This window comes from Vibrio hepatarius (genome assembly GCF_001274785.1).
Taxonomy (GTDB): domain Bacteria; phylum Pseudomonadota; class Gammaproteobacteria; order Enterobacterales; family Vibrionaceae; genus Vibrio; species Vibrio hepatarius.
Genome location: NZ_LHPI01000008.1, coordinates 99559 through 113708, shown reverse-complemented (window position 1 = coordinate 113708; position 14150 = coordinate 99559). Strand labels below are relative to the sequence as shown.

Genomic DNA, 14150 nt, shown 5'->3' with positions numbered 1-14150 from the left:
ATACATGGAGTATGATTAACGCTGGTGACGGGGGATTTCCCCAACTGTTAGACACCGCAATCGCAGATTGTTGTGCCATAGACCAAACTGGTACTGTGCGGTGACAGGGATAGCAATTGGTATATTTTTCGCTGTATATACCGAGTCTTCAAGGAACCAAGTCCGTTCATAAATGAATGCAGCCTTAAAACAGAATTAAGGCCGTAACTTTTTTGAATATTGATCGGAGATAGAAATGAGCGATTTAAAAGCAGCAGCACTACGTGCACTTAAACTTATGGACCTAACTACGCTGAATGATGATGACACTGATGCGAAAGTTATCTCTCTATGTCATGACGCAAAATCAGCAGTAGGTAACACAGCTGCAATTTGTATTTACCCTCGCTTTATTCCTATTGCTAAGAAGACACTTCGTGAGCAAGGTACACCAGAAATTCGTATCGCAACCGTGACTAACTTCCCTCACGGTAACGATGACATCGAAATCGCAGTAGCAGAAACAAAAGCGGCTGTGGCTTACGGTGCAGATGAAGTCGACGTTGTTTTCCCATACCGTGCCCTAATGGCGGGTGATGAGAAAGTAGGCTTCGAACTGGTTAAGCAATGTAAAGAAGCTTGTGGTGACATTCTTCTAAAAGTGATCATCGAAACAGGTGAGCTAAAAGAAGAAGCACTGATCAAGAAAGCTTCACAAATCTGTATCGAAGCGGGTGCAGACTTTATTAAAACTTCAACAGGTAAAGTGCCTGTAAACGCAACACCAGAATACGCACGCATGATGCTTGAAGTGATTCGTGATATGGGTGTAGCGGAAACCGTTGGTTTCAAACCAGCAGGTGGCGTACGCACTGCAGAAGATGCAGCGGCTTACCTAGCCATGGCTGACGAAATCCTAGGTGATGGCTGGGTTGATGCTCGCCACTACCGTTTTGGTGCGTCAAGCCTACTGACTAACCTACTGAATACATTAGAAGTAACAGACGAAACTGCAGATCCATCTGCATATTAATTCTAATTAACGTCTGTTTGGTGGAGCGGTGTAAACCGTTCCACATTACCTCTTTACCTTACAACCATCGCTATCTTTAGCGTGGGAGGATCTAATGTACTTACCTCAAGAAATCATTCGCAAAAAACGCGACGGTGAAGAACTTACCGCCGACGAAATCAATTTCTTTATTCAAGGTGTTGCGAACAATACCGTCTCTGAAGGTCAGATTGCTGCATTCGCAATGACGATCTTTTTCAACGAAATGACGATGCCAGAACGCATTGCTTTGACTTGTGCAATGCGCGATTCAGGTATGGTGATTGACTGGAGCCACAAGAACTTCGGTGGCCCGATTGTCGATAAACACTCAACTGGTGGCGTTGGGGACGTCACCTCACTGATGCTTGGCCCTATGGTGGCAGCGTGTGGTGGTTTTGTACCAATGATCTCCGGCCGTGGCTTGGGTCACACTGGCGGTACACTCGACAAACTAGAGTCTATCCCTGGCTACAACATTACTCCAACCAATGAAGTGTTTGGTGATGTAACCAAAGAAGCCGGTGTCGCGATCATCGGTCAAACTGGTGACTTAGCACCAGCAGACAAACGTGTTTACGCCACTCGTGACATCACGGCTACTGTAGACAACATCTCTTTGATTACCGCGTCAATTCTGTCTAAGAAACTGGCAGCTGGTCTTGAGTCACTGGTTATGGACGTAAAAGTAGGTTCTGGTGCATTTATGCCGACTTATGAAGCGTCTGAAGAACTAGCGAAGTCTATCGTTGCAGTAGCGAATGGCGCAGGTACTAAGACCACCGCTATCCTAACGGATATGAACCAAGTGCTTGCGTCGTCAGCAGGTAACGCGGTTGAAGTGCGTGAAGCGGTACGTTTCCTCACGGGTGAATACCGTAACCCTCGTCTACTTGAAGTGACACTTGCGTCGTGTGCAGAAATGTTGGTGCTAGGTAAGCTGGCAGACAACACTGAGGACGCGCGTGCGAAGCTGATGGAAGTACTGGACAACGGTAAAGCGGCTGAGTGCTTCGGTAAGATGGTTGCAGGCTTAGGTGGTCCGGCTGATTTCGTAGAAAACTACGACAACTACTTAGACAAAGCTGAGATCATCAAGCCAGTATTCGCGGATCAGAACGGTATCGTTTCTGCGATGGATACTCGTGCAATCGGCATGGCAGTTGTTGCTATGGGCGGCGGTCGACGCGTTGCAACCGACAAGATTGACTATGCGGTGGGTTTTGATGGTTTCATCCGTTTAGGCGAAGAAGCATCAAGCGACAAACCGCTAGCGATTATCCACGCGCGCAGTGAAGAGCAGTGGCAAGAAGCAGCAGACGCATTGAAGAAAGCGATCACAATCGGTGGTGAGTACACACCAACCCCAGAGGTTTATCGCCAAATCCGCGCAGAAGATATTTAATTAGTTATAAATTAAGGCCTGCTTAATACCAATTATTACCGAGTGGGCCTAAGGAACGAGCAATGAAAAGAGCATTTATTTTAGTACTAGACTCATTCGGTATTGGCGCATCAGCAGACGCCGATAAATTTGGTGACGTTGGTTCAGACACACTAGGGCACATCGCTGAGCAATGTGCAAACGGCTTGGCAGATAACGCAGAGCGTAGCGGTGAACTTAAGCTACCTAACTTGTCAAAACTTGGCTTAGCGATGGCACATAAAGAATCAACTGGCCAGTTCGCTCCAGGTTTAGACGCAGACGTTGAGATCATCGGGGCATACGGTCACGCAGCAGAGCTGTCGTCGGGTAAAGATACTCCGTCTGGTCACTGGGAAATCGCTGGTGTACCCGTACTGTTTGACTGGGGTTACTTCACTGACAAAACCAACAGCTTCCCGAAAGAGCTGACAGACCGCATTTTAGAACGTGCGGGCCTAGACGGTTTCCTTGGTAACTGCCACGCTTCTGGTACGCAAGTACTGGATGACTTAGGTGAAGAGCACATGAAGACTGGCATGCCAATCTTCTACACCTCTGCAGACTCTGTATTCCAGATCGCTTGTCATGAAGAGACATTCGGCCTAGACCGTCTGCTAGAGCTTTGCCAAATCGCTCGTGAAGAGCTAGAAGATTACAACATCGGCCGTGTTATCGCGCGTCCGTTCATTGGTCCGGGTAAAGGTCAATTTGAGCGTACAGGTAACCGTCGCGACCTTTCTGTTGAGCCACCGTCAGCAACTGTGTTGCAAAAGCTGGTTGAAGAGAAGCAAGGTAACGTTGTTTCTATCGGTAAGATTGCCGATATCTACGCGAACTGCGGCATCACCAAGAAAGTCAAAGCAACGGGTATCCCTGCGTTGTTCGAAGCGACACTTGAGCAAATCAAAGAAGCGGGTGACGACACTATCGTTTTCACTAACTTCGTCGACTTTGACTCAGCGTACGGTCACCGCCGTGATGTAGCAGGTTACGCAGCAGCACTTGAGTACTTTGACGGTCGTATCAACGAGGTACTCGAACTGATGGAAGAAGACGATGTGCTGATCCTAACTGCGGACCACGGTTGTGATCCAACATGGCCAGGTACAGACCATACTCGTGAGCACATCCCAGTGATTGTTTACGGTAAAAAAGTACCAGCCGGTTCGCTTGGCCGCCGCGAGACGTTTGCCGATATCGGTCAAACCTTGGCAAGCCACTTTGACATCTCGCCAATGGATTACGGCAAGAATTTTCTATAATTGAGACTTAAGTAGAGAGGCGTTGTGCCTCTCTCTTTTTTTAGTTCGGATATAAGGAATATACAGACATGGCAACTCCACATATTAATGCTGAAATGGGGGCATTTGCAGACGTTGTTCTAATGCCAGGTGACCCGTTGCGCGCCAAGTACATTGCAGAAACCTTCCTCGAAGACGTCGTTCAGGTATGTGATGTGCGTAATATGTTCGGCTTTACTGGCACGTACAAAGGTCGCAAAGTTTCTGTGATGGGCCACGGTATGGGTATCCCGTCTTGTTCTATCTACGCCACTGAGCTGATTAAAGACTTTGGTGTGAAGAAAATTATCCGTGTCGGTAGCTGCGGCGCGGTGAACGAAGACATCAAAGTACGCGACGTTGTGATTGGCATGGGCGCGTGTACCGATTCCAAAGTGAACCGTATCCGTTTTAAAGGTCATGACTTCGCTGCGATTGCGGATTACAAAATGGTTCGCGCTGCAGAAGACGCGGCAAAAGCACGTGGCATCGACGTAAAAGTGGGTAACCTGTTCTCGGCTGAACTGTTCTACACGCCTGATCCAGAGATGTTCGATGTGATGGATAAATACGGCATCGTAGGTGTAGAAATGGAAGCGGCAGGTATCTACGGTGTATGCGCGGAATACGGTGCGAAGGCACTGACGATTTGTACCGTTTCAGACCACATCAAGACGGGCGAGCAGACAACCTCAGATGAGCGTCAAACCACCTTTAACGACATGATGCTGATTGCACTGGATTCTGTGTTGCTCGGTGATAACGAGTAATCATCTAGTTGTTTGAAAAGCAAAAAGCCTTGGTTTAAGACCAAGGCTTTTTTTGTTGTGTTAATCCAGCGAGCTTAGGATTCCATATCTTGCAGCAGCAAGTTCTTTCCTTTGCGTTTCGGCTTTCTACGAATCACGATCGCCAGCACCAAACCGGCAAGGAAACTCACCGCGACCATCGAATACATATAGCGGTCGCTCTTGCGGTAGTAATGGTCAGAAAACGCGGTCACTTTACCCGTTTCAAAGGTGATGCGGACAAAACCAATCACCGCATTATCGTGCATAATCGGCTCAACCAATTGCTGCTTACCAATGCGTGCGGTCGCCAGTGGCGTATCTAACCCAAGCGTTTCACGAACCGACTTTGCGTTATCACTCGACGCTAAACGAACGCCGTCTGCGCTATAAATGGTTGCGTCGTATACCAAATCATCTTGCGCCAGTTGGTTGCTAAGCTTAAGTAGGCGCTCTTGATCTTCGTTTGCGATTAAATCACCCGCTGACAAGGATGCTTGTGAGATTAGCACCTGAGTGAGGGTCTTGAGCTGGTTTTGCTGAATCTGCTCGTTACCCTTGGTGATTTTGACACTGTTGACGCCAACTAATGCCACCATGGCGATCAGAGCAAGAATAGCAAGCGCTCTGATGGCGACTCGAAATGAAAACAGAGATGAATCCATTTGACCTCAAAAATCGATTTATTTAGCCATAGGGCATATTGAGACTTGCGTAGGCAAATTGCAATAGGTTAACGTGTTGCAAGGTTTTTTTAGGATTATAAACATGGAACGGTTCAATACATTATCAATTCGACGCTCTATTCCGCTGATGAATCGACTGCCAGAAACACGTTTAGCGACTTGTTTTGACGTTGCTAAGGCCAGTTGGATTATCTATGGCCCTTACTTGTCTGGTGGCCAATTCGACGATATCGACTTTTTCACTGGTTACTACAACGGAGTCGTAGACGTATGGAAAGTCGGTCAGTACGAAGTCGCGCTGATGGACGGTGAACTCACCCCTGAGCACGAAGAGATCTTACAAGCTATCGGACTGGATTACGCGAAGTTGCAAGATGTGCCGGATTTGAGCAAGCCAGGTGTGGTTGTATTCGATATGGATTCGACGGCGATTCAAATTGAATGTATTGACGAAATTGCCAAGTTGGCTGGTGTTGGCGAAGAAGTGGCTGAAGTGACCGAACGCGCAATGCAGGGTGAGCTGGATTTTGAACAGAGCCTGCGCCAGCGCGTTGGCAAACTGGCGGGTGCGGATGAGTCGATTTTATCGGCAGTAAGAGAAGAGCTTCCACTGATGCCTGACTTGCCTGAACTTATCCAGACTTTCAAACAGTTTGGCTGGAAAACGGCGATTGCATCGGGCGGGTTTACCTACTTTTCTGACCATTTAAAACAGCAGCTTGGTCTTGATTTTGCCCAATCTAACCAGCTTGAAATCGTTAAGGGCAAGCTGACAGGTAAAGTATTGGGCGACGTTGTGACGGCGCAAACTAAAGCTGACATCTTAGAAGACCTTGCTGAGCAATATGAGATTGAGTCACACAATACGATTGCAGTTGGTGATGGTGCCAATGACCTGACCATGATGGGCGTAGCCGGATTAGGAATCGCGTATCACGCGAAGCCAAAAGTCGAACAGCAAGCGCAAGCCGCAATCCGTTTCTGCGGATTAGGCGGTGTGATATGTATTCTATCGGCGATGTTGGTGAAGCAAAAACGCGTTAGCTTCTCGCCGCAGCCTTAATCGCGGGTGTTCAGATATAGCAAAGGCGAGCATTTGGCTCGCCTTTATTGTTTTTGTCACAGTGTTTATTTGGTCAGTTCCAACCGAATTAGGACTTCTTCTGTGATGTCGGTGAGTTCACCGTATCCCACCACGTCGTGGAGCTCTTTTTCGAGACTGCGAGCTTTTGCCTGACTGATTTGATTGAGCTCTTTTAGGTCTTTGTGCATCAATACCGTCATTGGGTCGAGCACTGGCGCACTCAACACTCGGATCGCGAAGAACTCGCCGCTGGCTTGCGCGTCTTTGATAAACTTAATCCGCGACTTGATGTTGCTAAACTCGCTCGAGAGCTTTGATTCTACCGCTTGAATACGTGTACCAAACTTTATCACCATCAAATAGAGTTCGTGATATTGCGGTTTTGCCCCTTCAATACGTTTCATCGGCATCGCCAACAAAGTATTGGTGCGGCCTTTGTAGATCGGCTCCAATGAGTAACTTTTCTCTTCGCCGAGCTTCGCCAGTAACGCGATATGTGCTGGCAGCGGGAAGTTGACGCCAATGACTTTTGGTTTCAAGTTGCCGCGACGTTTCTCAAAGTAGACAGGTGTCGAAACCACCTTATCCAGCAGAATATCGTGTAGCCCTTCTAGCAACTCGCCACTTGGCAACAGCTCTTTCTTCGCAACCAGCTTTTCTTGATTGTAGTCAATCAAGCGCCCGAGGAAGGCGACGATTCGCAGGGTAAAGCTCTCTTCCATCATCGAGAGCTGAATTGTGCGACCATCAGGGCTGATGCGCACGATCTGATAAGGAACGGAGTTAAGCGGAACGCGTTTGTCGTACAGCTGTAGCTCTTTAAAGTTGAGATCACAAACGTCACCCGCTTTAAGATGGCTCGGCTCGGAAAGTATGATGCGCACACCGTGCTTGGAGAGATCGTCGGTATGACCAACCAAAACTTGCTTGTCGTCTGTGGTCAGTTCAACCGGAGATTTAAACTGGTATCTTGGTTCTCTGCGGCGTGATTTGGCGTCAAAGTACAAACTGGTTGGGTCGTACTCTGGAGTGCGAGCGTGCTTAAACTGATTCAGCGAGCTGCTTGGCAGTCTTGGCTTTTCTGTCAGTAAATAGTCTTGGCTGCTCTTTTCATCACTGATCTCCTGCAACATACCGCAGTGTGTCAGCGTGTTCGGGTCTAAATCCAGTTCGGTTGAGTGATGACTCAGCGCTTGTTTGTCTTCGTCCGACATTTCAAACACCGAAAGGCGGAAGGCTTTCCAAGACGGTTTCTTTGCTCCCACGTGCCAGAATAACTGGCGTACTTCACGTGTTGCTTCGGGCATCATCATTGAAAAGAAATGGGTCTTACCGTGGTGCTCATGGGTAAACGAGTAGAGTACGTTGCTGCTACCTCTCAGCCCTGGTCTGGTCAACTGCGACATGCGGTCTTGGTTGAACAAGCTGCTCAAAGCTTGTTGGTTACGCTCGTCTTGCCAGTAGTGCCAAATCGGCTGGTTGTTTTCCGTCATCAACACCAGCTTGAGCTGATCACCGCTGAAAAACAGTGGCAAGCTGCAGGTGTGTTTGAGGAAAATGTGCTCGTAGCCACGAGTGCGGGCGCGAATGATTTTATCTTGATTATCGTGACGTGCCTTTTGCGCGTCGCTTTTGAAGTACTGTTCAATCACGGTCGCGAGTGTGTTGCTGTTATCAAGCTTCAACACGCGCAGGAATTTTACCGCGTCGTTTTCGTATGACTCATCAATGCCGACAACACGATATGGAATTGCTTGGTCAATCCCCTCAATTTCACTGGTTCGTGCCAGCTCGACGAAACGCGCATGAATGATCTCACCGAGTTTATAATCAAATGCAGACGGAACTTTAAACTTCGCGCCAGACGGAGATAGATCGACCGTAACCGCGTGAACCAGTTGGTTGCTGTCGAGTTGAATCTCAAGCTGAGAGGAGACTTTGAGGCGATTTTCTTTACGTTTTAAATCAAAGCCTAAATTGATCGCCTCCACTTCGAGTGGCTTTTCAGGGGGCTGGCTTTCGCTGTGCAGAGATTGGTGTCGCTGCTTCATCACGCGGAAGTTATTATGGGTGTTAAACAGCGCTTCCCAAACACCTTCAGTGTAGCCACCAAATTTGTTCGTCAGCTTGTGATATGCATTGAACGCGACATCGTCCAGCCAGTGCGTGCGACCAGCGAGTTCGTATTGTCGGCATTCGCCATTGACCCTGCCACGCAAATCAATGCTCTTGTAACAAGGTGCCATCATTCGGTTGAGTTCCATCTTGACTAAGAACTTTACTGAAGGCGCTTCGCCTTTAGTCATTTGATTGAGTAATAGGTCAAAGTCGTCCGAATGATAGGCGGGAATAAGCCTTTCTGCTAAAGAGAGAATTTCTGGCTGCTGCATATCGTTTGTTTAAAGTGCTCCATGCTGAATTTATCGGCCTTGAAACGCAGATCTTTAGTGATATGTTACCGCGAATCAAGCAGAATTAGAGCCAAAGCGATATTCAAGTTCACAATTTATAACTGAGGCGACATGGCAAAAGCGAAAACAGCATATGTATGTAACGATTGTGGTGCAGATTTCCCCAGATGGCAGGGGCAGTGTAACGCATGTGGTTCGTGGAACACGATCAGCGAAGTACGTTTAGCCGCATCTCCAGCAGCGGCGAGAAACGAGCGTTTGTCGGGTTATGCGGGCAACAGCGGCGAGACCAAAGTACAGACACTGGCTGAGATCGACTTACAAGAAGTGCCTCGTTTTACCAGTGGCTTTAAAGAGTTTGACCGAGTGATGGGCGGCGGTGTCGTTCCCGGTGCTGCGATCCTAATCGGTGGTAACCCGGGCGCGGGTAAGTCGACCTTGTTGCTACAAACCATGTGTTTTCTTGCGTCGCACATGCCAACGCTTTACGTCACCGGTGAGGAATCTTTGCAACAGGTAGCGATGCGTGCTTCGCGCTTGGGACTACCCAAAGATAACCTCAAGATGTTATCGGAGACCAATGTTGACCGTATCTGTCAGATTGCAGAGAAAGAGCAACCAAAGATCATGGTGATCGACTCGATCCAGGTGATGCACGTATCGGATGTGCAATCTTCGCCGGGCAGCGTCGCGCAGGTTCGTGAATCGGCAACTGCGTTGACACGATACGCCAAGCAGAACAATGTGGCGGTGTTCATCGTTGGTCACGTGACCAAAGACGGTTCACTCGCCGGACCGAAGGTTCTAGAACATATCATCGACTGCTCTGTACTGCTCGATGGTGGAACCGACAGTCGTTTCCGTACGTTACGCAGTCATAAGAACCGTTTTGGTGCGGTCAACGAGCTCGGTGTGTTTGCCATGACAGGGCAGGGACTAAAAGAAGTCAGCAATCCGTCTGCAATCTTCTTATCGCGTGGTGAAGAAGAAACCTCAGGCAGCTCGGTAATGGTTGTGTGGGAAGGGACTCGTCCGTTGCTCGTCGAAATCCAAGCGTTGGTGGACTATTCACAACTGGCCAACCCTCGTCGTGTCGCGGTCGGCCTAGAGCAGAACCGCTTGTCGTTACTGCTTGCAGTGCTACACAAACACGGCGGCTTACAAATGGCCGACCAAGACGTGTTTGTTAACGTCGTTGGTGGGGTGAAAGTGACAGAAACCAGTGCCGACTTGGCGTTGGTGGTGGCGTTGCTTTCGAGCTTCCGTGACCGCCCACTACCGAAAGATGTGGTGGTGTTTGGCGAGGTCGGCTTGGCGGGAGAGATTCGCCCAGTGCCAAGTGGTCAGGAGCGTCTCAACGAAGCGTTCAAACATGGTTTCAAGAAAGCCATTGTGCCCGCGGCAAATATGCCCAAAGGTGGTATTCCGGGCATGCAAATCCACGGGGTGAAAAAACTCTCGGAAGCGATTGAAGCGTTTGATGAGTTGTAATACCTACAGGTAAAAAATAGAAAGAGCGAGCCACAGTGCTCGCTCTTTTTGCTTTTCGCCTTAGCGCATTAAAGCATGTCGACCGCTTTCTCTACCGCTTGGATAAATCGCTCAACATCGTTGTCAGTGTTATAGATCGCGAATGACGCACGCACAGTTCCTTTGACGTTCAGCGCATCCATTAATGGGTGCGCACAGTGGTGACCCGCGCGTACTGCAATACCTTGCTGGTCAAGCAACGTCGCGATGTCTTGGTGATGAACCCCATCAATCACAAAAGAAATGACTGACGCGTGTTCTTGGTAGCCAAGTATCCGTACATCTTCGATTTGATTTAAGCGGCGCTGCGCTTTGTCGACAAGCGAGTGAATATGCGTTGCTACGTCTTGAGGGGTAAACTCTTGGTACCATTTGATCGCGGTTTCAAGTGCGATTGCACCAGCAACGTTAGGCGTTCCTGCCTCAAACTTTCCCGGTAACTCGCTATAGGTCGTGCCGTTGAAAGATACTTTCTCGACCATCTTACCGCCGCCATGCCAAGGAGGCATGGCTTCCAATAAGTTGAGTTTGCCATACAACACGCCGATACCTGCAGGAGCGTATAACTTGTGGCCTGAGAAGACGTAAAAATCGGCATCTAGCGCTTGTACATCTACTTTCTCATGAACGATACCTTGCGCACCATCGACTACCACGACAGCGCCCACTTGATGCGCTCTGCTAATCACTTGTTCAATCGGTTGGCGTGTGCCAGTGACGTTGGTGATGTGGGCAATGGCTACTAGCTTTGTCCGGCTAGATAACAGTGATTCGAATGCCGCTAAGTCAAACTGGCAGTCTGGTGTCATCGGTACTTTGACCACTTTGGCGCCAGTCTGCTCGGCGACAATCTGCCAAGGGACGATGTTGGCGTGATGCTCCATCTCTCCGACGAGAATTTCATCTCCCGTTTGTAACGTATTACGTGCGTAAGTCTGCGCGATTAAGTTAAGCGCTTCGGTTGCGCCTCGCGTCCAGATGATTTCTTTGCTGGAGTCGGCATGGATGAAGTCAGCAACCGTTTCTCTGGCTGATTCAAACTGGCTAGTCGCGTGTGCGGTCAAGCTGTGGCTACCACGATGAACATTGGCGTTTTCTTGGCTGTAGTAACGGCTGATTGCATCAATCACGCACTGCGGCTTTTGGGTTGTCGCCGCACTATCCAGATAGACTAAGCGCTGGTCATTGACGGTTTGTTGTAAAGCCGGAAACTGGCGGGTGACTGCGTTAACGTCGAGCATTATTCGTCACCCAGCTTGTGATATTGCAGAGTCGGAATGGTCACCATTGGTTCGGCGACGGTCCAAGCGTGCGCTTTACCCGACAAGTTGATGATGATTTCCATCGCAAACTCAAGTGCAGTTCCCGGTCCTTGGCTGGTGAGCAAGTTATGGTTGATATCGTAAGTCACACGTTTGACGCGCCATTTGTCCTTAGCGATATGATCTTGGAAGTTTGGATGGCAAGTCATTAACGCATCGGGATAAAGATTGTGATGAGCAAGAACTAAGGCAGGTGCAGCGCAAATCGCAGCGACTAATTTGCCTTCGTACATTTGCTGACGAACGATCTCAACCAGTACCGTACTATCACGAAACGTTTCCGCGCCGCCAACCCCACCGGGCAGGATCACCGCGTCAAATTCGTCATCAGCGATATCGACCAGTTTACAGTCCGCGGTTAACGTTACTCCGCGCGAGGCTTTCATCACCAGATTACCGTCAAAGTCAGCACTGGCTACAACGGTTTCGTAGCCAGCGCGAACCATCATGTCGATGATAGTTACCGCTTCCATCTCTTCGGTGCCTGGAGCGATAGGGACGAGGACTTTTTTGCTCATGATGATTTCCAGCTTTGTTCTATGAGTTTGATTTGTTCAAACAGTGCGGTGTTGTGTGGCACAGCAATGTTGTGTGTTTGGGCGCGTTGCAGTAAATAACCCGTGATAAAGTCTATCTCGCTTGGGCGTTTGTGGACAATATCTTGCTGCATAGAAGAATGGTTTTTTGCCGTGGCTTGAATCACATTAAACACCGTTTCTTCTAGTTTAGCCGCATCGGTGACAATGCCCTCTGCGTTCATCACCTGTGCCACTTCTTCAACTACGCTAACCAACGTTGAGCGATAGCTATCTGCGGCCAACTCACCATTGGTGATCTGGTTGATCGCCGTCAATGGGTTGATCGCGCAGTTGATCGCGAGCTTTGACCACAATGCTTGTTCGATGTGGTTGTGCCATTGCGCGGTACTCAGTGCGTGGTCAAAGACCTCTGCAAGAAACTGACACTGTTTACCTTTCTCATTGTGTCCGCCGAGTTGCGTGATTCCTACACCAGTATGCTGCACTTTGTTTGGTTCTGGGCGATAGGCTCCATGCGTGGTCGTGGCCAGAACCAGTGGATTATTAGGTAGCAGCTCGGCAACGATGTCTGCGGTGCCCATGCCGTTGTGCATCAGAACTACGATGCAGTCGGGGTCAATCTGCTCAAGTAGCGGCTGCATTGCTGTTTCGACTTGAGGTGCTTTTAGTGTGACCAATAACAGGTCGGCATCTTTTAGCTTTTCAGCGTCATTGTTAACCAACGTGACGGGGGAGAGCGTATCGAGACACAGAGTCGACTGGTGGTGGCCGTTTCGTGACCAGAGTGATAGCGAATGACCAGCGTTGTGTAAGGAGAGTGCCCAGAGAGAGCCAATTGCTCCAGGACCTAAAACCACAATGTTCATGCGTTAACGAAGAGAAAAGGATTTGCCCAAAGGATAAGGCTATCGAGTGAGAAAGCAAATAAAAATGGCACCCGAAGGTGCCATTTGATGTTCTGAGCAACGTCTAAAATTAGAAGTTGTACTGTAGTCGGTAGATTACTAGATCTTGGTAATCTTTACGCGCTAGTTTGTTTACTGTGTAACGGTATAGTACGCCAGCAGACCAATCTTGGTGGAAGTTCCAAAGTAGGTTCAAGCTACCGTTTAGACCCCAGCTTTCTGAACCGTCGCCGCTTGCGAAGTCAGTGCTTTGAAGATCTGAGTAGTCGTCGTTACGCGCGAATTCTAGCTCGTTCCAAGTTGCGAACGTGAAGTTCTGACCCGCTAGGTCGAAGTTGTAGTAACCCACGTAACCGAACATACCGCCGTTGCTACCGCTGATGTCACCGCTGTTGATTTGGTGAACACCGATGAACGGAGTGAATGCCCAACCATCACCTTTAAGACCAGTGTAGCCTAGACCTAGAACACGGTTTTGCTCGTGGAATGCTGATTTGTCTGCGTCTGTGTTGTACACCTGAGCGTAAAGAGAAACACCAGAGTCAGTTAGGTTGTAGTGGATAGTACCTTTCGTTGATGCGCCACGGTCATCACCAGAACGGTCTACACCTTCATAGTCGTAGAAGCCGTAGATTTGACCCCAGTCAAACGCTGCACCACCTTCGATACCAATTACAAGTTGGTTACGATCATCGATATCGCCGCCAAAGTTGTCATCGTCGTTACCGAAACCGTGATCCCAAACTTGGTAATCTGCATACATGCTACCAAAGCCGTATAGGTATTCTGCTTGTGCTGGTACTGCTGAAACTGCTGCCACAACACCAAGAGCTAAAAGTGATTTACGCATACTGGTACTCTCTATGTTTGTTCAATATTAATTTAGATGCTTATAGCCAAAACTGCACAATCTATGCTGTGCTCTAATGGTGCGAATGATAGCGATAAAAATCTCAATTTGAAGTGACGCAGAGTGAAAAAGTACATAAAACTAGTGATGGAGATCTCGTTAACAAACAAAAAAAATGAACCAATTCAAATTTTCACGATGTTGCACAAAAAATGTTGCAGGTAACGATTACGCAAACGTTCAACTAAAATTTGAAGTACATCACGCGTTCGAAAAGGGGAAATGTGATCTATCCGATG

12 protein-coding genes are annotated in these 14150 nt (G+C 48.6%); 6 read left to right on the top strand and 6 right to left on the bottom strand.

All coding sequences use genetic code 11. The features are described 5' to 3' along the window. The first annotated feature begins 235 nt into the window (after positions 1-235). The 4 genes from deoC (at position 236) to deoD (ending at position 4506) form a co-directional block, all read left to right on the top strand. The gene (gene deoC / locus AKJ31_RS09975; protein ID WP_053408949.1) at positions 236-1012 is read left to right on the top strand and encodes a deoxyribose-phosphate aldolase; all 777 of its coding nucleotides are present in this window, start codon (positions 236-238) and stop codon (positions 1010-1012) included. Between the two features lie 94 nt (positions 1013-1106). After that, positions 1107-2435 carry a thymidine phosphorylase gene (deoA, locus tag AKJ31_RS09970; RefSeq protein ID WP_053408948.1) on the top strand — a complete coding sequence of 443 codons (1329 nt, stop codon included), beginning with the start codon at positions 1107-1109 and terminating at the stop codon, positions 2433-2435. A gap of 62 nt (positions 2436-2497) precedes the next feature. Continuing rightward, a complete protein-coding gene (locus tag AKJ31_RS09965; protein ID WP_053408947.1) occupies positions 2498-3718 on the top strand; it encodes a phosphopentomutase in 1221 nt (406 codons plus the stop codon). Between the two features lie 68 nt (positions 3719-3786). Continuing rightward, positions 3787-4506: a purine-nucleoside phosphorylase gene (gene deoD, locus AKJ31_RS09960; RefSeq protein ID WP_053408946.1), complete on the top strand. Its 720-nt coding sequence runs from the start codon at positions 3787-3789 to the stop codon at positions 4504-4506. Positions 4507-4580: 74 nt separating this feature from the next. Here deoD and AKJ31_RS09955 read toward each other — a convergent pair whose 3' ends face one another. Next, the gene (locus AKJ31_RS09955; protein WP_053408945.1) at positions 4581-5189 is read right to left on the bottom strand and encodes a YtjB family periplasmic protein; all 609 of its coding nucleotides are present in this window, start codon (positions 5187-5189) and stop codon (positions 4581-4583) included. Positions 5190-5292: 103 nt separating this feature from the next. On the opposite strand from AKJ31_RS09955, the gene serB reads away from it, so the two are divergent. Next, entirely contained in the window at positions 5293-6273 is a 981-nt protein-coding gene (serB, locus tag AKJ31_RS09950) for a phosphoserine phosphatase (protein WP_053408944.1), read from the top strand. Positions 6274-6338: 65 nt separating this feature from the next. On the opposite strand, the gene AKJ31_RS09945 is transcribed toward serB, so the two are convergent. Then, the gene (locus AKJ31_RS09945) at positions 6339-8684 is read right to left on the bottom strand and encodes a PilZ domain-containing protein (RefSeq protein WP_053408943.1); all 2346 of its coding nucleotides are present in this window, start codon (positions 8682-8684) and stop codon (positions 6339-6341) included. A gap of 132 nt (positions 8685-8816) precedes the next feature. Between AKJ31_RS09945 and radA the strand changes: the two genes are divergently transcribed. Continuing rightward, positions 8817-10196: a DNA repair protein RadA gene (gene radA / locus AKJ31_RS09940; protein WP_053408942.1), complete on the top strand. Its 1380-nt coding sequence runs from the start codon at positions 8817-8819 to the stop codon at positions 10194-10196. Between the two features lie 68 nt (positions 10197-10264). Here the strand turns inward: radA and csdA are convergent, their stop codons facing one another. The 4 genes from csdA to AKJ31_RS09920 all read right to left on the bottom strand — a co-directional run bounded on the left by csdA (position 10265) and on the right by AKJ31_RS09920 (position 13851). Beyond that, complete coding sequence (gene csdA, locus AKJ31_RS09935; RefSeq protein ID WP_053408941.1) at positions 10265-11476, bottom strand: cysteine desulfurase CsdA; 1212 nt, start codon at positions 11474-11476, stop codon at positions 10265-10267. Next, entirely contained in the window at positions 11476-12075 is a 600-nt protein-coding gene (locus AKJ31_RS09930) for a DJ-1 family glyoxalase III (protein ID WP_053408940.1), read from the bottom strand. The genes csdA and AKJ31_RS09930 overlap by 1 nt, the downstream gene beginning before the upstream one ends. Beyond that, positions 12072-12962, bottom strand: coding sequence for a 2-dehydropantoate 2-reductase (panE, locus tag AKJ31_RS09925; RefSeq protein ID WP_053408939.1), 891 nt, complete (start codon positions 12960-12962; stop codon positions 12072-12074). Before panE ends, AKJ31_RS09930 begins: the two co-directional genes overlap by 4 nt. A 109-nt stretch (positions 12963-13071) precedes the next feature. Then, positions 13072-13851 carry an outer membrane protein OmpK gene (locus AKJ31_RS09920; RefSeq protein WP_053408938.1) on the bottom strand — a complete coding sequence of 260 codons (780 nt, stop codon included), beginning with the start codon at positions 13849-13851 and terminating at the stop codon, positions 13072-13074. Positions 13852-14150: the final 299 nt, after the last annotated feature.

Bases quoted from the DNA above. Each gene is read 5' to 3' on its own strand.
- deoA (WP_053408948.1), top strand. From the start codon at position 1,107: ATGTACTTACCTCAAGAAATCATTCGCAAAAAACGCGACGGTGAAGAA.
- AKJ31_RS09955 (WP_053408945.1), bottom strand. From the start codon at position 5,189: ATGGATTCATCTCTGTTTTCATTTCGAGTCGCCATCAGAGCGCTTGCT.
- csdA (WP_053408941.1), bottom strand. From the start codon at position 11,476: ATGCTCGACGTTAACGCAGTCACCCGCCAGTTTCCGGCTTTACAACAA.
- AKJ31_RS09945 (WP_053408943.1), bottom strand. From the start codon at position 8,684: ATGCAGCAGCCAGAAATTCTCTCTTTAGCAGAAAGGCTTATTCCCGCC.
- AKJ31_RS09965 (WP_053408947.1), top strand. From the start codon at position 2,498: ATGAAAAGAGCATTTATTTTAGTACTAGACTCATTCGGTATTGGCGCA.
- AKJ31_RS09920 (WP_053408938.1), bottom strand. From the start codon at position 13,851: ATGCGTAAATCACTTTTAGCTCTTGGTGTTGTGGCAGCAGTTTCAGCA.
- serB (WP_053408944.1), top strand. From the start codon at position 5,293: ATGGAACGGTTCAATACATTATCAATTCGACGCTCTATTCCGCTGATG.
- panE (WP_053408939.1), bottom strand. From the start codon at position 12,962: ATGAACATTGTGGTTTTAGGTCCTGGAGCAATTGGCTCTCTCTGGGCA.
- AKJ31_RS09930 (WP_053408940.1), bottom strand. From the start codon at position 12,075: ATGAGCAAAAAAGTCCTCGTCCCTATCGCTCCAGGCACCGAAGAGATG.
- deoD (WP_053408946.1), top strand. From the start codon at position 3,787: ATGGCAACTCCACATATTAATGCTGAAATGGGGGCATTTGCAGACGTT.
- radA (WP_053408942.1), top strand. From the start codon at position 8,817: ATGGCAAAAGCGAAAACAGCATATGTATGTAACGATTGTGGTGCAGAT.
- deoC (WP_053408949.1), top strand. From the start codon at position 236: ATGAGCGATTTAAAAGCAGCAGCACTACGTGCACTTAAACTTATGGAC.